We start from the raw sequence: 22216 nt of genomic DNA, 5'->3' as shown, positions 1-22216 counted from the left end.
CGCAGGTTGCCGCATGATACCCGGACGCCGGGCCGGGCCTGCGCCCGCGGGCGGCAGCCCACGGATACCATCCCCTTCGCCCCGGACCGAAACGCGAGGATCCCGCCCATGCCCGCCACGATCGAGATCGAGCATCCCGCCCTGCTCAAGCCCCAGCCATTTCCCGACTTCTCGGATTGGCAGGAGCCCACGCGCGAAGGCAACCGCGAGATTCCCTTCCGCGAAGCCCTCCGCGAGGCCATGTCCTTTGCCATGCGTGAAGACGATCGCGTCTTCCTGCTGGGCGAGGAAGTCGCCGAGTACAACGGCGCGTACAAGGTCAGCCAGGGCATGCTCGACGAGTTCGGGCCCAAGCGCATCATCGACACCCCCATCAGCGAGAACGGCTTCGCCGGCATGGCCATCGCCGCGGCGATGAGCGGCCTGCGACCGATCGTCGAGTTCATGAGCTGGTCGTTCAGCCTTGTCGCGGCCGACCAGATCCTCAACAACGCGCCCAAGATGCTGTACATGTCCGGCGGGCAATGGGGCTGCCCCATCGTCTTCCGCGGCAACGACGGCGCGGGCGGCCAGCTCGGCAGCACCCATAGCTGGTGCGTCGAGGGCCTCTACAGCAACGTGCCGGGCGTCAAGATCGTGATCCCCTCCAACGCCATCGACGCCAAGGGCCTGCTGCGCACGAGCATTGCCGACCCCGACCCGGTCTTCTTCCTCGAGAGCGAGCGCATGCTGGGCGACACCGGCCACGTGCCCGAGGAAGACTACTTCATCCCCTTCGGCAAGGCCCGGCTGGCTCGCGAGGGCGACGCCTGCACGATCGTCAGCTTTGGCCGCCCGGTCAACTTCTGCCTGGAGGCCGCCGACAAGCTGGCCGAGGAGGGCATCGAGGTCGACGTCCTGGACATGCGGACCATCCGCCCGCTGGATATCGACGCGATCATCGAGAGCGTGAAGAAGACCAACCGGGTGGTGGTTGTCGACCAGAGCTGGCCCTTCGCCGGCGTCTCCAGCGAGGTCATCACCCAGATCATCGAGCACGCCTTCGACTGGCTCGACCACCAGCCGGTCCGCGTGAACACGGCCGACGTGCCCACGCCGTACGCGAAGAACCTGGAGGCGGCGTACTTGCCGAACGCGAACAGGATCGTGGAAGCCGTCAAGGGCGTCGTGCAGTAGCCCTCGTCGTCCCGATCTCTCCGCCTTGCCCGCCTCGAACTGACGTACCCGACTCGCTGCGACCAGTTGCAGACTTCCGGAGCCATCGCAAATGCCCATCACCGTCACCATGCCCCGCCTCTCGGACACCATGGAAGTCGGCACGGTCGTGCAATGGCACGTGAAAGAAGGCGACTCCGTCTCCCCCGGCGACGTGCTGGCCGACATCGAGACCGACAAGGCCACCATGGAGCTCGAGGCCTTCGACGAGGGCACCGTGGCCAAGCTGGCCGCCAAGCAGGGCGACGCGGTGAACGTGGGCGACCCGATCGTGATCCTGGCCGAAGAGGGCGAAGACGTTGCCGAGGCCGCCAAGGGCGGTGGTGAGGCGAAGGCGGAAGCCAAGAGCGAGAGCAAGTCCGAGTCCAAGTCCGAAGGCGACTCGAAGGACAAGAGCAAGCAGGCCGATGGGGGCGATTCCAGCAAGGCGTCCGCGTCGACCGCCACCGCAACCGCCCCGGCTTCCAATGGCAGCGCCAACGGTGCGGCCTCGGGCGGCGACGGCGGCCGCATCTTCGCCAGCCCGCTGGCCAAGAAGATCGCCGGCGAGCACAACGTCGACCTGGCGGGCATCGACGGCACCGGCCCCAGCGGCCGCATCGTCAAGAAGGACGTCGAGCAGGCCCTCGAATCCGGCGGCGCTCGTTCGCAGCCCTCGCGCTCCGCCCCCGCCCAACCCGAGCTGCCGCCCATCGGCGCGGCCCTCGAAGACCACACCGTCACGCTCAGCAACATGCGCGGCACCATCGCCAAGCGCCTGGTGCAGAGCAAGCAGTCGATCCCGCACTACCAGGTCACCGTCGAGGTCGACATGGACGCCCTGCTCGACCTGCGCGAGCAGCTCAACGAGCAGCTCCAGGCCCAGGGCGTCAAGCTTACCGTAAACGACTTCCTCGTCCGCGCCTGCGCCCTGGCGATGCACCAGCACCCCTTCGTCAACAGCTCGTGGGACGACAGCGGCAAGCAGGCCGCCATCCGCCAGCACGGCAGCGTCAACATCGGCGTGGCCGTCGCCCTGCCCGAAGAGCGCGGCGGGGGCCTGGTCGTCCCCGTCCTCCAGGGCACCGATCGCATGGGGCTGCGGACGATCTCGAGCGAGACGCGGCGCCTGGCCAAGAAGGCCCGCGAGAAGGGCCTGAGCGTCGAGGACATGGAAGGCAGCACCTTCACCATCAGCAACCTGGGCATGTTCGGCGTGTCGCACTTCACCGCCATCATCAACCCGCCCAACGCCTGCATCCTGGCCGTCGGCGCCGCGCGCGAGATCCCCGTCGTCCGCGACGGCCAGCTCATGATCGGCAGCGTCATGAGCATGACCATGTCCAGCGACCACCGCATCGTCGACGGCGCGATGGCCGCCCAGTACCTCAACACCGTCAAGGGCATGCTCGAGGCGCCCGCGACGCTGCTGGTCTGAGCGGCCCGCGTGCACGACGCGCCGGCGGTCACCATCCGCGCCGAGCGAGCCGAGGACGTGGACGCCATCGACCGGGTCCTGCGCGCCGCCTTCCCGACCGCCGACGAAGCCGAATTGGTCAAGAAGCTGCGCGCCGATGGCGACCTGCGCGTCTCGCTCGTCGCAGAGCTCGAGGGCGCAATCGTCGGCTGCGTCGCGATCAGCCCGGTGACCATCAACGGAAATCCCAGCGAGGGCGTGGGCCTCGCGCCCGTCGCGGTGCTGCCGGGCCGCCAGAGGCGCGGCATCGGCGCCACGCTCGTCGCCGCCGCCCTGGCGGCGTGCTGGAACGCCGCGTTCTGCGTGGTGCTCGGCGAGCCGGCCTACTACCGCCGCTTCGGCTTCCGCCCCGCCTCCGGGCACGGCCTGACCGGCCCCTACGACGCCGGCGAGGCGTTCATGGTCCTTTCCCTGCCCGGCGGGGGCGTGCCGGACGGCGGCGGGCTGGTCCGATACGCTCAGGCGTTCGACGCCCCGGGCTGAGCGGATCGCCGCATTTGTAAGCAGCCGCTAGCTTTTCCCACTACACTCCCCGGGCACGCCGCCCCGGGAGGCCCCATGACCGCACCAGACCCCACCCAGGACACCCCCAGCACCGACGCCGCGCCCGCGAAGCGGCCGAGAAAGTGGCGCAAGCGCCTCGGCCGCGGGGCCATCGGCGTCGTGGCCGGCGCCGCCCTGTTCGCCCTGGCCTCGTGCATCCACCTGGACCATCCCAACCCCGCCTACCCGGCCACCAACGACCAGGTCGACGCCGCCATCGAGAAGATGGAAGCCACCCCCGTGGGCCTGGACCGCCCCGTGATCGTCCTGAGCGGCTGGCGCAGCCCGAGCCTCACCGGCAAGGGCCTGGCCGGGCGCATCCGCCAAGTCACCGGGGCCGAAGAGGGCCGGGTGATGGCCATCTCCTACCTCTGGCAGGAGGACATCCGCGACATCGCCGACGCGGTCGCCCAGAAGGTCGCCGACGAGTACGGCACGAACACCGACCCGCTCACCGGCGAGCGCTGGACGGCCGAGGTCGACGTGGTCGCCATCTCGATGGGCGGCTTGGTTGCCCGCACGGCGTGGGCCGAGCCCACCGACGTCAAGCGGAACCTGGGCGTGCGATTGAACATCCAGACCCTCTACACCCTGGGCAGCCCCCACAAGGGGGCCAAGCTGGCCAACTGGATCCGCCTCGATGAATCGGCCCGCCAGATGAAGCCCGGCAGCGATTTCCTGGCCGACCTGGACGCGGCGACGCTGGGCGATGGGCATGACCTCAGGATCGTCCCCTACGCCACCCTCCGCGACACCTGGGTGGGCGCCACCAACGCGGCCCCCAACGGGCAGGAGCCCATCTGGGTGCCCGGCCGCATCGTCCTGAGCCACCACCTGATCTCGCTGGACGACCGCATCCTGGCCGACCTGGGCCGCCGCTTGCGGGGGGAAACCCCGCTGGCCGAGCCCTCGACCCCGCCGAGGGACTGAGCCGGGCGGGCCGGTTCCCTCCCAGCATCCGCGTGCGCCCGCCCATGCCCACCCAGGGCGGTTGTGCCCTTGGGATCGTTCCGTACGAGGCCTCCGATGGACCGCGCGAGGCCTGCGATGGAGCGCATGAGGCCTCCGATGGGCCATAGGACGCGTTCGATGGTCCAAAAGTCGTCACCGATGGAGTAAATGACGCGTCCGATGGAGCAAGAGTGACGTGCGATGGACCGTGTGGCGCGTTCGATGGTCCAAAAGTGGCGTGCGAGGGACGGCGCGAGGCCTCCGATGGAACGCATCACGCGTGCGATGGACCGCATCTCGGCCGCAACGCGAGGCACGAAGCCGCCGGAGGGACCGATCTCGAACGCGGCGTCCGATATGTCCCGCCCGTTATGCCTCCCGATTCAGGGGGTGAGGGGGGTGCAGCGGCCCGTCACAGCAGCGAGGATCTGGGCAAAACCCGCAACGGATCTGGCGATCTTCTGTTATCGTGAATCAGGGCGGGGTGATGGACCGAGGGCGGCGGCGGCGATGCGGCGACCCAGGCGGGGTTCGTGTATCGCTTCGCCTGAGGGACAACATGGGAGGGATCGAGATGAGAGCGATGATTGGAAGCCTTGTCGGCCTGTTGCTCGCATGCGTGGCGTGCCAACCCTGCCACGCGCAGGACGACCCTCGGGTGCTGTACAGCACGGAGTTCGGTTTGTTCGTGTTCACGCCCATCGCGTCGGCGCTGCGTGACCTGGGCATCGACGCCGAGGTGGCGTTTACCTCGCGCGCGACGCGCGACGACTTGCTCGACGGGCCGTGGGACCTGGTGATCGTGCGTCGGACGATCCGCTTCGAGGCGCTGTACGAGGCCGAGATCCTGGCGCTGCTGCGCGACCACGTCGATGCGGGTCGCCCGCTGCACTTCCAGATGGCCGACCTGGAGCTCGTGCCCGACGCCTGGTACGACCTGTTGGGGCTGGAGGGGGCGGTGGATCTTCGGTTGCCGTTGCGCCGGCTGGACACGATCGAGCCGCCGCGGCACCCGTCGATGCCGTTCGGCGGCCTGCCGCTGTGGGACGAGCTGTTCCCGCCGGACTACGGCGACGAACTCCTCCCCGCCATCGGGTCCCGCGGGATCATCCGCTACGAAGACGCCGGCCTGAGCACGGTGCTCTCGGCTGGCGGTCGAGTTCTGGTCAACGGGCAGCAGTGGGACAACTGGGTTCCGGCCGATGCCGTGGCCGCGGCGCAGATCCGCTGGCTCCTGCGGTGCCCGGCGGACCTCGACCTGGACGGCGTGCTGACCCTGGGTGACTTTCTTGTGTTCCAGAACCTGTTCGCGGTCGAGGATCCGTCCGCCGACGTTGATGGCGATGGCGAGTTTACGATTTTCGACTTCCTGGAGTTCTTGAACCAGTTAAACGCCGGCTGCTGACCTACTCCGCCAGCCGCTCTTCCTTCTGCGGCCGGCTCATCAAGAGGCCGATGGCGTCCACCGGGTCGAGCCCGTCGAAGAGCACCGCGTGCACCGCCTCGCAGATGGGCATCTCGACGCCGTGCCGCTCGGCCAGCGCCATGACGGCCCTGGTGGTCGCCACGCCCTCGACCACGTGCATGGTGGCCCGCATGTGCTGCTCGAGGGTGCGGCCCTTGCCCAGGGCCTCGCCGCACGCGCGGTTGCGGCCTTGCGGACTGAAGCAGGTGGTCGCCAGGTCGCCCACGCCCGCCACGCCGAAGAAGGTCTCCGGCTCGGCCCCCATGGCGACGCCCAGGCGCACGATCTCGGCCAGGCCGCGGGCCAAGAGGGCGCTCTTGGCGTTGTAGCCGGCCTGCAGGCCGTCGAGGATGCCCGCGGCGATGGCGATGACGTTCTTGGTGGCCCCGGCCAGCTCGGTGCCCACGATGTCGGTGCTGGTGTAGATCCGCAGGTAGCTGGCGGCGAACCACCGCTGGACGTCGCGCGCGAAGCGTTCGTCGCGGCTGGCGGCGATCATGGTGGCCGGCAGCCCCCGGGCCAGCTCGGCGGCGATGGTGGGCCCGCTGAGGGCGGCGATGGGCCTGTCTTCGCCGATCACCTGGGCGATGACCTCGGTGGGCCGCAAGAGCGTGCCCTGCTCCAGGCCCTTGGCCGTGCTGACCACGCCCGCTCCGGCGGGAATGTGGCCCTTGAGGCGCTCGAACGCCTCGCGGACGTGCTGGGCGGGGATGGCGCAGACGATCAGCCCGGCGCCCTTGAGGGCCGATTCGTCGCTCAGGGCCACCCCCACGCGCTCGGGCAGGGTGAAGCCCTCCAGCAGGGGGCTGTGGCGGACCTGGGCCAGCTTGTGCTGGGCGTCGGGCTCGTGGCCCCACAGAGCGATGCGGCCGATCTCGTCGCCCTCGCCCGAGCCGTCTTCGTGCGGCTGGGACTCCCGGGGCGAGGCCGAGGCGAGGATCGCCGTGCACACCAGCCCCATCTGTCCCGCTCCGAGCACCACGGCGTGTCGCATGGTCCACCATACGCCGCGAACCACCCCGCCGGAGCCGGCGTAAGCACGCCTTCACCCGGACCCCCGGGCGTGCTGGCGTGCGCCGCCCGAAAAGGCCGCCCCGGGGCCTAAAGTGGCCCCTTCGCACCGCTCGCATCCGCCCCCGGCAGGAGACGCCCGCCCATGTCGACGCTCGCCAGCCCCAGCCGCGACGAGTTGGACCAGCTCGAGAACCCGGACCTGAGCTCCCAGAGCGAGCAGGAAACCAAGATCGAGCTGCGGATCATCGTCTTCCTGATCGCCGCCATCGTGCTGGCCTGCTCGGTCATCGCACGCTGGACGGGCATGGCCAGCGAGCCGGTGGCCGCCGTGCCCGCGGGCATCGCCGCCCTGCTGCTGGGGGCCTACCTGCTGCCGCCGGCCTGGCGCGAGATCAAGCGGGGCGAGTTCGGCTCGCGCTGCCTGGTGGTCGTGGCCGTGGGCGGCGCGCTGGCGCTGGAGCGCTACTTCGAGGCCGGCCTGCTGGCCTTCATCCTGAACATCTCCAACGAGATCGTCGAGCGCACCGCCAGCGGCGCCCGCCGCGCCATCGAGGCCCTGGTCGGCCTGACGCCCGACACCGCCCGCGTGGTCGACGAGGACGGCAACGAGCGCGAGGAGCAGATCACCGACGTCAAGCTGGGCCAGATCGTCCGCGTCCGCCCGGGCGAGAACCTGCCCGTCGACGGCCGCATCGTCAAGGGCCAGAGCGAGATCAACCAGGCGTCGCTGACCGGTGAGGCCATCCCCGTCTCGGTGCAGGCCGGCAGCGAGGTCTACGCCGGCACGACCAACCTCTCGGGCATCATCGAGCTCGAGGTCACCCAGGTGGGCGAGGACACCACCATCGGCAAGGTCACCCAGCTCATCCGCGAGGCCGAGAGCACCAAGACCCAGCGCCAGCAGATCATCGAGCAGGTCGCGCGCTTCTTCGTGCCCATCGCCATCGGCGTGGCGTTCATCGTCTTCATGCTCAGCGCCAACAACGCGCAGACCCAGCAGGACGCATTCGCCTCGGCGCTCGCGGTGCTCGTCGTGGCCGTGCCCGCGGCGCTCTTGCTGGCCAGCCCGACGGCCATGGTCGCCGCCTTCGGCGCCGCGGCCCGGCTTGGTATCCTGGTCAAGAGCACGGGCTTCCTCGAGGCCGCCGCCAGCGTCAACACGATCATCATGGACAAGACCGGCACCATCACGACCGGCACCTTCGAAGTGACAAGGCTGGTGCCGGCCGAGGGCGTCGAGGGGGCGGATCTTCTCAAGGCCGCTGCGACGGCCGAGCGCAACAGCAACCACCCGCTGGCGCAGTCCATCGCGCGCACGGCCGACAAGGCCCGCGTGCCCGTCGAGACGCCCAGCGACTTCCAGGAGCTGCACGGCAAGGGCGTCCGCGCCGTCACCCAGGGCGGCGAGCTGCACGTCGGCCGTTCGAGCTGGCTCAAGGAGCTCAAGCCCGGCCAGGCGGCGGCCATCGAGGCCGTCGAGGCCAAGATCGAGGGCATCAGCGGCGTGCACGTCATGCGCGACGGGCGGTACATGGGCGTGGTGGGCCTGGAGGACCGCGTCCGCAAGAACACCAAGAACGTGCTGCAACGCTTGCGTGAACTCGGCGCCCGGCACATCGCGATCTTCACCGGCGACCGCCTGAGCGTGGCCAAGCGCGTGGGCGTGGCCGTGGGGGTCGACGCCATCGAGGCCGAGTGCCTGCCCGAAGAGAAGTACCAGCTCGTGCGAGACCTGGTCGACCGCGGTTACCGCGTCATGATGGTCGGCGACGGCATCAACGACGGTCCCTCGCTGGCCGAGGCCGACGTGGGCGTGGCGATGGGCCTGAGCGGCTCGGACATCGCGGCCAACAGCGCGGGCGTAGCGCTCATGAACGACGACCTCAGCCGCATCCCCTTCTTCATCGAGCTGGCGCGCAAGACCAAGGCGATCATCCTGCAGAACATCATCGCCTCGATCCTGTTCGTGATCGTGGGCCTTGTCATCGCCTCGACGGGCTTCATCAACTTGACTGTCGCGGGCCTTTACCAGATCCTGCCGGTGCTCTTCGTGATGTTCAACAGCTTCCGGTTGTTCCGGTTTGGTGAAAGCTTCGCCGCCATCGAGGGCGAGGCCGAGGGCGGCCCCAAGCGCCGCGAGGCGTCGATGCGCGGGCTGGCGACGGCCTGAGTTCCATCTCCGACCAACATAAAAACCCACGCCAAGGCGTGGGTTTGTCATTGGCGGTTGTGGCCTCGTTCAGCAGCCCATGTCGAACGCGTTCTGGAATGCCAGGAAGTCCGCCAGCGTCAGCGTGCCGTCGCCGGTGAAGTCGGCGATCAGGTCGCCGGACTCGAACGCGGTGAGGAACGCCAGGTAGTCGAATAGCGTCGCCTCGCCGTCGCGGTCCAGGTCGGCCGGGCAGGTGGGGAACAACGCACGCCCGTACACGATCGACACCATGCCCGCGCGCGTGCGGCCGTCGGGGTCGGTCAGTGGCGAGCCGATCGCGATGTCGTCCGCGCCGTCGCCGTTGATGTCGCCAATCCCCGCGACCGAGATGCCCGTCTGATCGTTGTTGCCAATGCCCAGGAGCCTGAATCCGTTCTGGCCATCCAGTTCCCGCAATCGCAGCACGGGCGGGAATGTACCGTCCTCGCGCCCGAATACGACATACGCCTTGCCCACATCGCCGATCGAGGGCGCGCCCACGATCAGGTCGTCGACGCCGTCGCCGTTCACGTCGCCCGCGGCGCTCACCGACGTACCGCAACCATCGCCGGTGTCAACGCCCTCGATGCGGAAGCCGAATTCGCCGGTGTCGTCGAACAGGTCGTTCCAGCCGAACGGTTCGAGCCCGTCGGCCGTGCCGAACACCACGTACGCACGCCCGCGGCCCTGTACCCCGGCAGAGAACGGCGCGCCGATGATCAGGTCGTCGATGCCGTCGTTGTTGACGTCGCCCGCGTTGTCGATGGCCGTGCCCACGCGGTCGGCCGTCTCGGCCCCGCGGAATCGCGTCCGCGGCAGGATCCTCGACAGGCTCTCGCGAGCGGGGAAGCGGTCGAGCTTGCCATAGAGCACGTACGTCGCGCCGCCGTTGCGGAAGCCCGTCTCGGCGGTGGGGGCGCCCACGACCAGGTCGTCCAGTCCGTCGCCGTCGAAGTCGATCGATGCCATGCCCGCGCCGACGTTGTCGCTGGCGATCGCGTCGCCGACGATCGAACTGGCCAGCGTGCCCTGGACGTCGTCCAGGTCAACGACGGCAGGGAACGCCTCGCGCCGCCCGTACACCACGAACGCCTCGCCCCGGTCCCGATCGCCCGGCGCGCCGACCAGCAGGTCGTCCAGCCCGTCGCCGTCGACGTCGCCGCTGCGGCCGATCGCGGCGCCCAGCCGGCCCGACGCGTCATCGCCGTCCAGCCGGAAGCCGTTGGCGCCGTTGAGCGAGTCGAGCGGCACCTGCGCTGCGAATCCTGCTCGGGTCCCGTAGACCACGTAGACCTGACCGCTGGCCTCGAGCGTGGGCGCGCCGATTGCCAGGTCGTCGATCCGGTCGTTGTTGATGTCGCCGGCCGACCGCACGGCAAAGCCGCTGCGGCCGCCTCCGATGAATCCTGGCAGGCGGAAGCCGATGGCCCCGTCGAGGCTTGCAAGTTCCAATCGGGCAGGAAAGTGCGGGCTCGGGTCACGCCGCCCGAACACGACGTAGGTCTCACCGGCCTGGAGCGAGCCGTTCGGGTCGGCCAGCCACGCGCCGACCGCGATATCCGGGAGTCCGTCTCCGTTGATGTCGCCGGCCCTCCCCACGGCGTACCCGGCCTGATCGCTCGCGGCAACGCCGTGCATGACGAAGCCCAGCGCTCCGTCGAGGTCTGCCAGATTGATGGTGGCGGGGAACGGCTCGCTCAGCGGGCCCTGCGCCATCGCGGTGGTCGCCAGGCCGCCAACGGCCAGCAACGTCGACATGCGGTTCTCTCTCATGCGGGTTCTCCTTCCACGAGCACGATACCGCAAGCAGCCCATGCGGTTGCAGCGCAGGCAAAACAATGGCCCCGTCGTTTGGTCGCTATCAGGGGCAGCCGGCGTCGAAGGCGTTCTGGAAGGCGAGGAAGTCGAAGATGGTCAAGTCGCCATCGCCGTCGAAGTCGGCGCGCGGGTCCATGAGGTCGAAGAGGTTCTGGAAGGTGAGGAAGTCGAAGATGGTGAGCTCGCCATCGCCGTCGAGGTCGGGGGGGCAGAAGGTCAGTTTACGACCATAGATGATGTAGGTCGAGCCGGCGTCTTCGCGACCGCCGGGATCGGAGGAGGGTGAAGCGACCATGAAGTCGTCGACACCGTCGTTGTTGATGTCGCCCGCCGGGGCCACGGCGCGGGCAATGCCATCCAGACGGAAGCCAATTTCACCATCGATGTCAGCTAGAGGGATCACAGCCGGGAAGCCGCCGCCGCTGGTGTCGCGTCCGTAGACAACGTAGGACGTAGCGGTGTAGTAGGTTGTCCCGATGATCAGGTCGTCCAAGCCGTCACCGTTGACGTCGCCGGCTGATGCGACCGGTTCGCCAGCAAAGTCTCCAGAATCAACACCTTCGATACGCACGCCTCTGACACCATCAAGATCAACGAGCTGCAGGGCAGCGGGGAATGGGTCGGTTGTATCGCGGCCGAACACGACGTAGCTTGAGCCAGCCGACCTGCGCCCGCCGGGATCTGCTCCGCGCGCCGACACTACAACATCGTCGATGCCGTCACCATTCACGTCCCCCGCATGAGCAACTGGTCTGCCGCTGGTATCGAACGCGGCCGCTCCTTCAATACGGAATCCCTCTGAGCCGACTAGCGAAGACATTTCAAACACCGGGGGAAATCCACCGGTCGAAGCGGTGTCGCGGCCAAAAACAACAAAGCTAGTGCCAGCATTCTCGCGGCCACCGGGGTCGGTTCCTGTCGCCCCAATGATCAGGTCGTCAACGCCATCGTTGTTCATGTCGCCGGTCGACGCGATGTTCACGCCAAAGTAATCACCCGCATCGGTGCCATTGAGGCGAAAGCCCGTTTCGCCATCAAGATCGCCCAGTTGGAGTACGGCAGGAAAGGCCGAGCTGGGGTCGCGACCGAAAACGACGTAAGCCAGACCAGGTAGATCGTTGCCGAAGGGATAGGACCGCCGTGCCCCAATGATCACATCGCCGATGCCGTCGCCATTGATGTCGCCCGCACGGGCCACCCGGTAGCCGCTATGGGTTTCTTCCTCGTCACCGTCAAGCCGGAAACCGTTGGTGCCATTCAGGTCAGCGAGTCGAAACGTGGCTGGGAAGCCGCTGTCGCTTCCAAACACGACGTAGCTCGTGCCAGCGCGATAGCGGCCACCCGGGCTAGCGCCGTGCGCGCCTATGACGAGATCGTCGATGCCATCGCCATTGAAATCGCCCGCTGAGGCCACCGAGTAACCTGCGCTCTGGCGCTCCACGCCGCCAATTCGGAACCCAGTGACTCCGTCTAAGTCGCCAAGCTGGAGCACGGACGGAAAGCCGGGACCAGCTATGGCATCGCGACCGAACACAACGTAGCTCTCTCCGGGAGCGACTTGGGAGCCAATGAGCATATCATCGATGCCGTCACCATTGACGTCACCTGCGGATGCGACGTTCACGCCGGTGAAGCCATCACGAACTTCGCCGTCGATCCGAAACCCGATCACCCCATCAAGATCAGCCAACTCCAGCACTGCCGGAAACGGCTCGCTCAACGGATCGCCCTGACCCAGCGCCGCACTCGCGGCCGTCAGGGCCAGCCCGCAGGCGGCGAAGAGGGCATACGGGCGGACGGCAACTCGGCTCTTGGGCATGGCGGGGCTCCTTCTGCCACCAGCATACCACGAAGGCCGAGTCGCCACAAGACGATTTTGGAGCGGTGCTGGCCCAATCCGGGGCTTCACGGAACGCTTCTGGAGCGGCGTGGGACCGTGCCGCGGCGTCGCGGAACGAATCTGGAGCGTTCCAGGGCCGGTCCGTGGCGTTGCAGAACGAACTCGTGGCGTCACGGCACGCTTCTGGAGCGTTCCAGAATCCTTCCGTGGCGTGCCAGAACCATTCTGTGCAGTCACAGAATCATTCTGGAACTCGGTTACGCGGACGTTGCGGTGCTTCTCGGACGCAAAACGCGCAGCGCGTGCGCGGGGGCGAGCGATTCGAAGCTTTCGTTCAAGCCGGGGCGGCCAGATCGCCAGAGGCCCAGCCGTCGAGCGCGGCGTCCACGTCCGCCGGGCCCTCTGCCGTGCGGATGGCTTCCTTGAGCGGTCGACAGTGCCCGCCATTAATCCGCTTGGCGAACCACGAAATCCGCCGGCGGATGTGCGTCATGGCGTAGTGCTCGTCGCGGAAGGCGAGCATGCGGTCGAAGAAGGCGCGGACGATGTCGAGCTTCTCGTGCTCGCTCGGCTCTGGGGGAACCTCGCCGGTGGTCTGGAGGGCCCAGGCGTCGCGGAAGAGCCAGGGCGTGCTCAGGGCCCCGCGGCCGATCATGACGCCGTCGCAGCCGGTGGCCTCCATCATGTTGATGGCGTCCTGGGCGGTGCGCACGTCGCCGTTGCCGATGACGGGGATGTGCGGGTGCGTGTCCTTCACGGCGCGCACGACGCGGGCGATATCGGCGCGCCGGCACTCGCCGCTGAATTTCATGGCGGTCGTGCGCCCGTGCACGGTGATGGCGCTCACGCCGACTTCGACCAGCCCCAGCGCGAGCTGGCCAGCGACACCGTTCTGGCAATCTTCCTCGCTCCAGCCCAGGCGCATCTTCGCCGTCAGCGGCACCGAGTCGGGCAGCGCCGCACGCACGGCCGCGGCGATGGCGATGGCGTTGGGCACGTCGCACATCAGCTTGCTGCCGCCGTCCTTCTTACAAACCTTGTCCACCGGGCAGCCCATGTTGATGTCGACGATCGTCGCCCCGTGGTCGGCGGCCCACCTGGCCCCCTCGGCCATGATGGCGGGGTCGGCCCCGTAGAGCTGCATGCCCACCGGCTTGTCCTCGTCGCTGGTGCGGGCGAGGTCGAGGCTGGCGGCCGAGCCGCGGAGCAGGCCCTGGGGGCTCAAGAGGTCGGTGCAGGCGAGCCCCACGCCGCCCTGATCCCGGCAGGTGAGGCGGAAGGCCAGGTCGCAGTAGTTGGCGATGGGGGCCAGCAGCAGGTTCGTCGCAAGTTCAACGCCGCCAATGGTTAACGGCCGGCCGATGGCCGGGTTCTGGGCATGGATGGGGCTCGTGGCGACGGCGGTCACGCCGAATCGTACCGGCAAATCGCTGGCGGATTCCTGGTAACGCCTTCTCACTATGTGTAGTATTGAAAGCGCAGTCTCATTACCTGGGCCGGGGAGCCAGCCGTGCGGCACGCCTTCACCCTCATCGAGTTGCTCGTGGTCATCGCGATCATCGCGGTGCTCATCGGCATCCTGCTGCCGGCGCTCGGCCAGGCCCGCGCGACGGCCCGCGGCGCGGTGTGTCTCAGCCAGGTCCGCTCGCTCGGGCTCGCCCAGCGGCTCTACGCCGACGACCACAAGGGCCACTACGTCGACGCCGGGCTCGCCCACGGCGGCATCGCCGACCTGCCCAACGCCTGGCCCGTGCTGCTGGCCGACTACACCGAAGACGGCCTGGCCATCCGCTCGCCGGTGGATCGCAGCCCGTTCTGGTCGGTCGAGGAGGGCGGGCAGTTCGAGGGGTTGAGCTTCGCCGAAGCGCTCCGCCGCGTGCGCGCAGGAGAAACCAGTGGCTTGGGCGAGCTCGCTCGGTGGACCAGCTATGGCCTGAACAATTACACCACCCGCAGCGTCGCGCCCTCGCCCGATCAGACCTACGACGCCGACCGCCTGGTCGAGCGCCCCTACGCCACGGTGCAATGGCTGATGATGACCTTCGGTGAGACCGACGCGAGCGCCGACTTCGCGCGCACCGACCACGTGCACGCCGAGGACTGGGGCGCCGCGCCCGGCGGGCGCATCCCGCTGCGCGCTTCGCTCGAGAGCCAGGTCAACGCCCACGGTGGCAACCCCGGCGATTGGTCGGCCCGCGCCACCTACGGCTACCTCGACGGCCACGCCGCCATCGAAAAGTTCGAGAAGGTGTACGAGAGCTACGAGAAGAACCGCTTCGACCCGCGCGTCGCGCAGTAAAGCATGCCCGATTGGAAGGAGGCCCCATGCGCATCACGACCTCAACGATCACGCTCCTGACGCTCTGCGCCGCCGCAATGGCGCAGACGCACCAGGGCGACATCGTCATCACCGGCGAGCGCGGCGTCATCGAGACCGGATACAGCGACGCCGGCACGCCGGTTTACGGCCGCCGCGTGTTCGATACGGCGTTCGGCAAGCTTCCCAACTGGACCAACGACCCGGGCTTCGATTCGCCCGTCGATGCGTTCGCCCCGCGCGCCTCGCTGGGCTTCGACGTGCTCGGCCCCGTGCTCGCGTGGGATGGCGCCGCCTTCACCGACGTCGCCGATTCGCGCATCCTGATCAGCAAGGGCCCGGTCTCGATCGAGACGCCCCTCGCTGGTGCACAGCCTGGCTTCGTGTTCGGCCAGGCAAGCACCACCGGCAAGTTCCACCACCACCTCGCGTATGAACTGCTTGCGCCCGCCAGCGATGGCGTCTACCTGCTGGAGATGGTGCTGTGGGACGACGCCGCGATCATCGCCGACAGCGACCCCTTCTATCTCGTGTTCGGCCAGAACGCCAGCCCCGACGATCTGGCCGACGCCGTGGCGTGGGTCGAGGCGACGCTCATTGGCTCGCCGTGCCGGGCCGATATGGACGGCGATGGCTCGCTGACGATCTTCGACTTCCTGGCCTTCCAGAACCTGTTCGACGCGGGCGACCTTGCCGCCGATTTCGACGGCGACGGCGAGCTGACCATCTTTGACTTCCTGAGTTTCCAGAACGAGTTCGACGCGGGCTGCTGAAGGGCCCGGTCGCGAGAGAGTTGAGAGGAGTTCCGCCATGCGCGCAGCCATCACCAGCATCGCCGCCCTGACATTGACCAGCGCCACGCTCGCTCATGAGGGCGACATCGGCCTGAAGATCGTCGACGGCCGCATCGTCACGGGCATCGTCGAGGACGGCCCCGGCGGCGAGTTCGTCGTACCCGGCGAGCGCGTCTTTGCCGCCGAGATGTTCGAGTTCGGTGGGCGGATCTACGCCGACGAGCCCGGCCTGTTCGCCGCGGCGGGCGAGTTCCCCGATAGCGACCTGGTCTTCGACTTCGCCAGCCCCGTGCAGCGATGGAACGGCGCGGGCTTCGAGAGCGCGACGCAGACCTTCACCCTCGAGTTCGGCCCGCTGAGCGCCACCAGCCCCCTGGCCGGCAGCGCACCGGGCTTTGGCATCGGCGTCGGCCCGGCCGGCTTCGATGAGCACTACGACTTCTACCTGAACGACGCCGAGACGGGCGTCTATCTGCTGGCGCTCGATCTCTCGAGCAGCGAAGCGGGCATCGGCAGCGCGCTGACCACCTATCTCGTCTTCAACAACGGCGAGGACGAGGGCGTGCACGACGCGGCGATCCACTACGTCGAAGACGTCATCATCCCCGCGCCCGCCTCGCTGGCCGTCCTGGGCCTGGGCGCCCTGGCGATGCGCCGCCGCCGCTAAGACCGGGTCAACCATCTGCGCAAGAGAAAACCGCCCGTCCTCTTGCGAGTGCGGGCGGTCGTTCGTTATGCCATCAGGTCAGGCGAGGTTTACTCGGACTGCTCGCTCTGCCCGCTCTTCTGCTTGGCCTTGGACTGCGTGCTGCCGGAGCCGTCCTTGCCCGTCGGGTCCCAGTTGTCCATGCGGATGGTCGTGCTGTCGATCACCTGCACGTACTGGGCCATCAGCACGTCCTTGTCGTTGATGCTGCCGGGCATGCCCCGCACGGCGACGTGGTCGCCTTGCTCGAGGTCAAGCCGCGAGAGTTCGACGTTGGGGCCGAAGTTGACGATCGCCGAGCGACCGTCGTCCATGCGCAGACGCACCAGGGTATGGGCGTCCTTCTGGCCTTCCAGGTCCACGCGCTGCCAGTTCTCCAGCTTGCCGCGAACCTGCGAACCGCTGCGCCGCTGATCCTGCATGCGCTGCTGGTGCTCGGCACGCATCTGGCGCTCGTACTGCATCTGACGCTGACGCTCGGCCTGCATCCGGCGCTGGCGGTCGTACTCGCGCTGCATGCGATCGCGATTGCTCTGCTGCTGCGGCTCCCAGTTGTTCATGCGAACGATCTTGTCGCCCGTTCGCACCTTCTGGGCCATCAACACGTCCTTGCCATCGATCGTGCCATGCTTGCCAGCCACGGCGATGCGGTCGCCGTCCTGCAGGTCCAGGCGGGACAACTCCACGTTGGGCCCAAGGTTCACGATCGCGCTGCGACCGTTTTCCATGCGGATGCGGACGAGCGTGTGCGCGTCCTTCTGGCCCTGGAGGTTCCTGCGCTGCCAGCCATCGAGCCGGCCGCGAAGCTCCGCATTCTGGATCATCCGCTGCCGGTCCTGTTGGTTCGCCTGGCTGGTGTAGTCGTAATCGCGGCGGCTGTCCCAGTAGTCGTAGTCGACCGGGTCGTCCTCGTCGGTGTAGAAGTCCGAGTCGGTGGTCTGCGACCTGCGCTGGCCGCTTGCGTCGTCCCATCCAGACCACGTGTAGTCGTACCTGGCGTTGGGCTCGCCGTCGCGGTTCTCCCAATACGAGCGGTCACCGTCGTAGTCGGCGTAGTAGTCGTTGTCGTATCCGGGCGACCATGCCTCGTCGCCGTCACGCCACCAGTCGTAGCCGGTCTCTTCGTAGTCGATGCCAGTGTTATAGAAGTCGTCGTCAAACCAGTCGGTCGGGTCATACCACTCTTCCTCGTGGTACCCCGTGCCCGGCTCCCATTCGTAGTGTTCCTCCCAGTCCTGGGCGGTTGCCGGTGCGGCGATGGCCAGGCCAGCCGCGGCGACGAGGGCGGGAACAAGGCCGCGGGTCAATCGTTCGCCGGTGTTGGTCCTGTTGTTCAGCTTCTTGTTGAACATGGTGGAGAGCTCCTTCCGTGTTCGATGAATCAATTTCGTGTGGACCGGCCACCCGGCCCACACTCGAACAATCACGCCCGGCATTGAACCCGCCGTGAACTCGCTGTGAAATTGAAGAAATCGGGCCGTCGTCGCAGGTCGAGCTCGTCCGTGCGCCAGATAGCGGGGGAGATACCGGGAATTCAGGGGGTGTCGGGATTCCACGCGACCCTGGTCAATCCAACTCAGAACCCCGGCTCGCTCACCACCCGAATCAGCTCACCGGTAAACGGATCGGTGTATTCCAGGCTCCACGCGTGCAGCAGCAGGCGTGGGGCCTTGCTCGTGTCGCCGTACAGCGGATCACCGAGGATCGGCGCGCCCAGCCCGCGTTCGTCCGCCGCATGCACGCGGAGCTGATGGCCGCGCCCGGTGATGGGCGTGAATTCCACCCGCGTGTTGCCGTTCTCGACGCCAAGCACCCGGTACCGCGTCTGGCTCGCGCGCCCGTCCTCGGCCACGATGTGCTTCGGCCTGTTGGGCCAGTCGATGCGCAGCGGCAGGTCGATCAGCCCGGCGTGCTCCTTGAGTTCGCCCTGAACCACGGCGATGTAGCGCTTGGTTACCCGGCGATGCTCGAACACCTGGCTCATGGCACGCTGACCGTCGGGGTCCAGGCCCACCACGATGAGCCCCGAAGTGTCCTGGTCCAGCCGGTGCACCGTCATCGGGCCGGTCGCGTCGGGGTACATCGCCGCAACGCGGCTCCGCACGCAGTCGGCCTTCTCGGGCCCCTTGCCGGGCACGCTCAGCAGGCCGCTGGGCTTGTCGACCACCACGTACCGCCCGGTATCCAGGATGATCCTCAGGAGGCTGTCGGCAGGGGCGTCCGGCATCAGGTCGGACGATATACTCCCATTCGTTGCGACAGAGTCTCAGTCACGAGGATGGATTGGCTTGCAGCCGGGCGATCGCTCGGGAAGGACGGATGATGATCGGGATTCGGATTGGTGTGCTCGCGTGCGTCGGCCTGGCCTGCTCGCTGACTGCGGCCCAGAACGGCGAAGGCAACCCCGAGCAGAACGGCCACGGGGCCAGCGGTGACTGGCGGCAGGCCGAGGCCCCGATCCTCACCAACCATCGTCCGCTCACCAGCCGCGACATGTTCACCCGCGCGGGCGAGGCCTACTTCAACCCCTCCAGCAGCATGGTCATCTTCCAGGCCACGCCCGTGCCCGAGGAGGGCGCCGCCCCCAGTCCGCACTATGAGATGTTCGTCGCCCCTTTCGACATGAGCACCAGCGGCCGCATCGAGGGCATCCGCACGCCCATCCGCGTCTCCACCGGCGGCAGCGCCAACACCTGCGGCTGGTTCCACCCAACGCAGGCCAACATCGTCCTCTTCGGCAGCACCGTTGAGCCGCCCTCGGCCGACAACGTGCCCGGCTACCAGCGCGGCACGGGCCGATACGCGTGGAGCTTCCCCACCGAGATGCAGATCGTCAGCGGCAGCATCAGCTCCACCATCATCCCCGCCGAAGGGGACACCGACTTCCACGGCCTGCGCCCGGCCATTACCGATCCCGTCTTCGAGAAGCCCGGCTACACGGCCGAGGCGTCCTGGAGCCCCGACGGGCGCACCATTCTCTATGCCCAGGTCGACGAGGCCAAGAGCGACGCGGCCGGTCGCCCCGACGCCGACCTCTGGGCCTACGACACCGAGACGGGAGCCCACTTCCCCATCGTCGAGGCCAGCGGCTACGACGGCGGCCCCTTCTTCAGCCCCGACGGCACGAAGATCTGCTACCGCTCCGATCGCCAGGGCAACAACCTGCTCCAGCTCTTCGTGGCCGACCTCGAACTCAACAGCGACGGCGTGCCCGTGGGCATCACGAACGAAACCCAGCTCACCGACAATCGCCACGTCAACTGGGCGCCGTACTGGCACCCCAGCGGCGAGTTCCTGGTCTACGCCTCCAGCGAAGTCAGCCACCGCAACTACGAGGTCTTCGCCATCTGGGCCGACCCGGCAAGGGGCACGACGCCCGTGCGCATCACCCAGGCCGACGGCGCCGACGTGCTGCCGGTCTTCAGCCCCGATGGCCGGTACCTGATGTGGACCGCCCAGCGCGGCGAGTTGGCCGAGGGCGAGCAGCGCCCCAGCAGCCAGCTCTGGATCGCCGAGGTCGACAGCGACGCCATCCGCGACAAGCTGCGCAGCGCCAACGACGGCCAGGCCACAACGACCTCCCGCTAGAACACGCCCCCGAGCCACAGCCCGAGCGCCACCAGCGCGGCAATGACGGCCAGCACGATCACGATCTGGCCGACGTTCGCCGCGTCGTGGTCGTCCAGGTCTGGCCCGTCGCCCAGCCAGTCGGGCCCCACGCATCTGCTCGACCGCGCGGCCGACGGTGTAGCTTCCCGGAAGGTGCTTCATGAGCGCCTCACGGGATGACGCCCAGCAGCCAGAGGATGAGCAGCACGTCGATGACCAGGAACAGCAGGCCCACGCCCACGCGCCCCGTCTGCTTGGGCTCGTGCGCCAGCGCCTCGTAGATCGTCCAGATGTTCCGCAGCGCGAAGACGCCCAGCGCGATCACGAACACCCACGTCAGCCAGGTCATGCCAAGCTCCCTTTGCGCTGCTTACTTCTTCTGCGCCACCATCACGCCCTCGCGCAACGGCACGCAGAACGCCTCGAAGTCTTCGTCGCCCGCCACCAGCCGGTTCACCCGGTCGGCCGCGTCGCGATTCTCATTCTCGCCTGCCGGCGTGTCGATCCACCAGTCGCCCGAGCCCAGCATGTTGTCGGCCACCAGCAGCCCGCCGGGCCGCAGGAGCGTCTTGGCGTGCGGCAGGTAATCGGGGTACTCGGTCTTGATGGCGTCCAGGAACACCAGGTCCACCGCCCCCGCCCGCTCGCCGGCCATCTTCTCGAGCACCGGCGTGCCATAGCCGCGCACGACCTCGACACGCTCCGCCACGCCGGCCTCGGCGAACATGGTCTCGGCGAAGCCTGCGTGCATCTCATTGGGCTCGATGGTCACGAGCTTTCCGCCATCGGCGAGCCCGCGCGCCAGCCAGATGCCCGAGTACCCCGCGAGCGTGCCGACTTCCACGATGAGCCGCGCGTCCACCAGCCTGGCCAGGGTCAAAAGCATCCGCCCCACCGACGCCGACACCGCGATATCGGGGATGCCCGCCTCGATCGCCCGCGGCATGAGCCCGGCCAGGTGCGCGTCCTGCCGGCCGAACACCGTGTCCAGGTACTCGCTCGTGTGTTGCCAGCGGTTGGGGGTCATGTCGATGGCCATGGGTCACCCTAGCCCTTCCTACCCTCGCCCGTGACCGCCCAACTCCCCGACGGCTTCAGCCCCATCCCCGAGATCCTCGACGAGCTGCGCGCCGGCCGCATGGTCGTGCTCACCGACGACGAGACGCGCGAGAACGAGGGCGACCTGGTCCTGCCCGCCCAGTTCGCCGATGCCGCCAGCATCGGCTTCATGCTCAAGGAGGCCCGCGGCTACCTGTGCCTCAGCCTCACCGAGGCCGACTGCCGCCGGCTGGACCTCAAGCCCCAGGCCGACGTGAACACCTCCGTCCGCGGCACGCCCTTCACCGTCGCCATCGATGGCCATCCCAAGCACGGCCTGACCACCGGCGTCAGCGCGGCCGAGCGGGCCAAGACCATCCGCCTGGCCATCGAGCCGGGCAGCACCCCCGGCGACTTCGTCCGCCCCGGCCACATCAACCCGCTGCGCGCCCGCGATGGCGGCGTGCTCGTGCGCATCGGCCAGACCGAGGGCTCGGTCGACCTGTGCCGCCTGGCCGGCCTGACTCCCGCGGCGGTCATCATCGAAATCCTCCGCGACGACGGCGCCATGGCCCGCGTGCCCGACCTGGTCGAGTTCAACCAGAAGCACGGCCTGAAGATGTGCTCCATCAAGCAGCTCATCGAGCACCGCCTGCGCGCCGAGCGCTTCGTCGAGCGGCTGGAGCCGGCCGAGGGCACGCCCATCGACACCGCCCACGGCCCCTTCAACCTCATCGCCTTCCGCAGCATCACCGATCCTCTGCCGCATCTTGCCCTGACCCTCGGCGGCGTGGGCGATCTCGACGACGCGGGCAACGTCGTCGAGCAGGCCGAACCCACGCTGGTCCGCGTGCACCGCCGAGACCTCCTTGGCGACATCTTCGCGGCGCGCCACGGCGACCGCAACGCGCGCACCATCCTCGACAGCGCGATGCAGAAGATCCAACGCGAGGGCAGGGGGGCGCTCGTGTATCTGAGACCAAGCGGCGGGCTCGACACCCACAGCGCCCACGCCAACCTCAACAACCGCCTCACCCAGCCGTTCAACCTCGACAGCGACGACAGCCCAACGAGAAGCCAGGCCGCCGGCGCCCTCGAATACGGCACCGGCAGCCAGATCGTCCGTGCCCTGGGCATCTCACAGATGAAGCTGCTGACCAACAGCGACGCCGAATACCCCCAACTCGATGCCTTCGGGTTGAGTATCAGCGAACGGGTGAGTCTCTAACCCCCTCCCCCGCTGGGAGCGGGGGAGGGGA

20 protein-coding genes are annotated in these 22216 nt (G+C 68.1%); 11 read left to right on the top strand and 9 right to left on the bottom strand.

The annotated features are described in order from the left end of the window. The first annotated feature begins 108 nt into the window (after positions 1–108). The 5 genes from RIE32_08295 (at position 109) to RIE32_08275 (ending at position 5570) form a co-directional block, all read left to right on the top strand. Positions 109–1176, top strand: a complete 1068-nt coding sequence (locus RIE32_08295; protein MEQ9096247.1) for a pyruvate dehydrogenase complex E1 component subunit beta — start codon at positions 109–111, stop codon at positions 1174–1176. 91 nt (positions 1177–1267) lie between these two features. Further along, positions 1268–2632, top strand: a complete 1365-nt coding sequence (locus RIE32_08290) for a pyruvate dehydrogenase complex dihydrolipoamide acetyltransferase (protein MEQ9096246.1) — start codon at positions 1268–1270, stop codon at positions 2630–2632. Positions 2633–2641: 9 nt separating this feature from the next. After that, positions 2642–3154, top strand: coding sequence for an N-acetyltransferase (locus RIE32_08285; protein MEQ9096245.1), 513 nt, complete (start codon positions 2642–2644; stop codon positions 3152–3154). A 75-nt stretch (positions 3155–3229) separates the two neighbouring features. Further along, a complete protein-coding gene (locus RIE32_08280) occupies positions 3230–4144 on the top strand; it encodes a hypothetical protein (protein ID MEQ9096244.1) in 915 nt (304 codons plus the stop codon). 595 nt (positions 4145–4739) lie between these two features. Continuing rightward, entirely contained in the window at positions 4740–5570 is an 831-nt protein-coding gene (locus tag RIE32_08275) for a GC-type dockerin domain-anchored protein (protein MEQ9096243.1), read from the top strand. Between the two features lies 1 nt (position 5571). Here the strand turns inward: RIE32_08275 and RIE32_08270 are convergent, their stop codons facing one another. Beyond that, on the bottom strand, positions 5572–6624 hold the full coding sequence (locus RIE32_08270) for an NAD(P)H-dependent glycerol-3-phosphate dehydrogenase (protein ID MEQ9096242.1): 1053 nt from the start codon (positions 6622–6624) through the stop codon (positions 5572–5574). A gap of 162 nt (positions 6625–6786) precedes the next feature. Between RIE32_08270 and RIE32_08265 the strand changes: the two genes are divergently transcribed. Then, positions 6787–8814 (top strand): cation-translocating P-type ATPase, encoded by a 2028-nt coding sequence (locus tag RIE32_08265; GenBank protein MEQ9096241.1) that lies wholly within the window; start codon positions 6787–6789, stop codon positions 8812–8814. 69 nt (positions 8815–8883) lie between these two features. On the opposite strand, the gene RIE32_08260 is transcribed toward RIE32_08265, so the two are convergent. The 3 genes from RIE32_08260 to RIE32_08250 all read right to left on the bottom strand — a co-directional run bounded on the left by RIE32_08260 (position 8884) and on the right by RIE32_08250 (position 13901). Further along, complete coding sequence (locus tag RIE32_08260; GenBank protein MEQ9096240.1) at positions 8884–10608, bottom strand: integrin alpha; 1725 nt, start codon at positions 10606–10608, stop codon at positions 8884–8886. A gap of 88 nt (positions 10609–10696) precedes the next feature. Next, positions 10697–12472, bottom strand: coding sequence for an integrin alpha (locus RIE32_08255; GenBank protein ID MEQ9096239.1), 1776 nt, complete (start codon positions 12470–12472; stop codon positions 10697–10699). 355 nt (positions 12473–12827) lie between these two features. Next, entirely contained in the window at positions 12828–13901 is a 1074-nt protein-coding gene (locus tag RIE32_08250) for a tRNA-dihydrouridine synthase (protein MEQ9096238.1), read from the bottom strand. A gap of 102 nt (positions 13902–14003) precedes the next feature. On the opposite strand from RIE32_08250, the gene RIE32_08245 reads away from it, so the two are divergent. The 3 genes from RIE32_08245 to RIE32_08235 are packed head-to-tail and all read left to right on the top strand — an operon-like array spanning position 14004 to position 16271. Continuing rightward, a complete protein-coding gene (locus RIE32_08245) occupies positions 14004–14792 on the top strand; it encodes a type II secretion system protein (protein ID MEQ9096237.1) in 789 nt (262 codons plus the stop codon). Between the two features lie 26 nt (positions 14793–14818). Continuing rightward, on the top strand, positions 14819–15583 hold the full coding sequence (locus tag RIE32_08240) for a GC-type dockerin domain-anchored protein (protein MEQ9096236.1): 765 nt from the start codon (positions 14819–14821) through the stop codon (positions 15581–15583). 37 nt (positions 15584–15620) lie between these two features. After that, entirely contained in the window at positions 15621–16271 is a 651-nt protein-coding gene (locus RIE32_08235; GenBank protein ID MEQ9096235.1) for a hypothetical protein, read from the top strand. 89 nt (positions 16272–16360) lie between these two features. Here the strand turns inward: RIE32_08235 and RIE32_08230 are convergent, their stop codons facing one another. Both RIE32_08230 and RIE32_08225 read right to left on the bottom strand, forming a co-directional pair. Further along, on the bottom strand, positions 16361–17662 hold the full coding sequence (locus RIE32_08230) for a hypothetical protein (protein ID MEQ9096234.1): 1302 nt from the start codon (positions 17660–17662) through the stop codon (positions 16361–16363). 224 nt (positions 17663–17886) lie between these two features. Further along, entirely contained in the window at positions 17887–18537 is a 651-nt protein-coding gene (locus RIE32_08225) for an RluA family pseudouridine synthase (protein ID MEQ9096233.1), read from the bottom strand. Positions 18538–18629: 92 nt separating this feature from the next. On the opposite strand from RIE32_08225, the gene RIE32_08220 reads away from it, so the two are divergent. After that, the gene (locus RIE32_08220; protein MEQ9096232.1) at positions 18630–19898 is read left to right on the top strand and encodes a hypothetical protein; all 1269 of its coding nucleotides are present in this window, start codon (positions 18630–18632) and stop codon (positions 19896–19898) included. Here RIE32_08220 and RIE32_08215 read toward each other — a convergent pair. Genes RIE32_08215 through RIE32_08205 form a run of 3 tightly spaced genes read right to left on the bottom strand, consistent with a single transcriptional unit; the run spans position 19895 to position 20958 of the window. Next, positions 19895–20029, bottom strand: coding sequence for a hypothetical protein (locus RIE32_08215; GenBank protein ID MEQ9096231.1), 135 nt, complete (start codon positions 20027–20029; stop codon positions 19895–19897). The two genes, RIE32_08220 and RIE32_08215, sit on opposite strands and share 4 nt — an antisense overlap. A gap of 59 nt (positions 20030–20088) precedes the next feature. Continuing rightward, complete coding sequence (locus tag RIE32_08210) at positions 20089–20268, bottom strand: hypothetical protein (GenBank protein MEQ9096230.1); 180 nt, start codon at positions 20266–20268, stop codon at positions 20089–20091. A 21-nt stretch (positions 20269–20289) separates the two neighbouring features. Next, positions 20290–20958, bottom strand: coding sequence for an O-methyltransferase (locus tag RIE32_08205; protein MEQ9096229.1), 669 nt, complete (start codon positions 20956–20958; stop codon positions 20290–20292). A 30-nt stretch (positions 20959–20988) separates the two neighbouring features. Here RIE32_08205 and ribB point away from each other — a divergent pair, with 30 nt between their 5' ends. Next, complete coding sequence (gene ribB / locus RIE32_08200) at positions 20989–22185, top strand: 3,4-dihydroxy-2-butanone-4-phosphate synthase (GenBank protein MEQ9096228.1); 1197 nt, start codon at positions 20989–20991, stop codon at positions 22183–22185. The last annotated feature ends 31 nt before the right edge of the window (positions 22186–22216 follow it).

The organism is Phycisphaerales bacterium (genome assembly GCA_040221175.1).
GTDB lineage: Bacteria > Planctomycetota > Phycisphaerae > Phycisphaerales > UBA1924 > JAHCJI01.
This window is presented reverse-complemented; position numbering and strand designations above follow the sequence as displayed.

What these genes read in the sequence shown, in the direction of transcription:
- RIE32_08275 (MEQ9096243.1), top strand. Translation starts at nt 4,740, where the DNA reads ATGAGAGCGATGATTGGAAGCCTTGTCGGCCTGTTGCTCGCATGCGTG.
- RIE32_08255 (MEQ9096239.1), bottom strand. Translation starts at nt 12,472, where the DNA reads ATGCCCAAGAGCCGAGTTGCCGTCCGCCCGTATGCCCTCTTCGCCGCC.
- RIE32_08265 (MEQ9096241.1), top strand. Translation starts at nt 6,787, where the DNA reads ATGTCGACGCTCGCCAGCCCCAGCCGCGACGAGTTGGACCAGCTCGAG.
- RIE32_08220 (MEQ9096232.1), top strand. Translation starts at nt 18,630, where the DNA reads ATGATGATCGGGATTCGGATTGGTGTGCTCGCGTGCGTCGGCCTGGCC.
- RIE32_08295 (MEQ9096247.1), top strand. Translation starts at nt 109, where the DNA reads ATGCCCGCCACGATCGAGATCGAGCATCCCGCCCTGCTCAAGCCCCAG.
- RIE32_08210 (MEQ9096230.1), bottom strand. Translation starts at nt 20,268, where the DNA reads ATGACCTGGCTGACGTGGGTGTTCGTGATCGCGCTGGGCGTCTTCGCG.
- RIE32_08270 (MEQ9096242.1), bottom strand. Translation starts at nt 6,624, where the DNA reads ATGCGACACGCCGTGGTGCTCGGAGCGGGACAGATGGGGCTGGTGTGC.
- RIE32_08205 (MEQ9096229.1), bottom strand. Translation starts at nt 20,958, where the DNA reads ATGGCCATCGACATGACCCCCAACCGCTGGCAACACACGAGCGAGTAC.
- RIE32_08260 (MEQ9096240.1), bottom strand. Translation starts at nt 10,608, where the DNA reads ATGAGAGAGAACCGCATGTCGACGTTGCTGGCCGTTGGCGGCCTGGCG.
- RIE32_08235 (MEQ9096235.1), top strand. Translation starts at nt 15,621, where the DNA reads ATGCGCGCAGCCATCACCAGCATCGCCGCCCTGACATTGACCAGCGCC.
- RIE32_08230 (MEQ9096234.1), bottom strand. Translation starts at nt 17,662, where the DNA reads ATGTTCAACAAGAAGCTGAACAACAGGACCAACACCGGCGAACGATTG.
- RIE32_08240 (MEQ9096236.1), top strand. Translation starts at nt 14,819, where the DNA reads ATGCGCATCACGACCTCAACGATCACGCTCCTGACGCTCTGCGCCGCC.
- RIE32_08290 (MEQ9096246.1), top strand. Translation starts at nt 1,268, where the DNA reads ATGCCCATCACCGTCACCATGCCCCGCCTCTCGGACACCATGGAAGTC.
- RIE32_08280 (MEQ9096244.1), top strand. Translation starts at nt 3,230, where the DNA reads ATGACCGCACCAGACCCCACCCAGGACACCCCCAGCACCGACGCCGCG.
- RIE32_08225 (MEQ9096233.1), bottom strand. Translation starts at nt 18,537, where the DNA reads ATGCCGGACGCCCCTGCCGACAGCCTCCTGAGGATCATCCTGGATACC.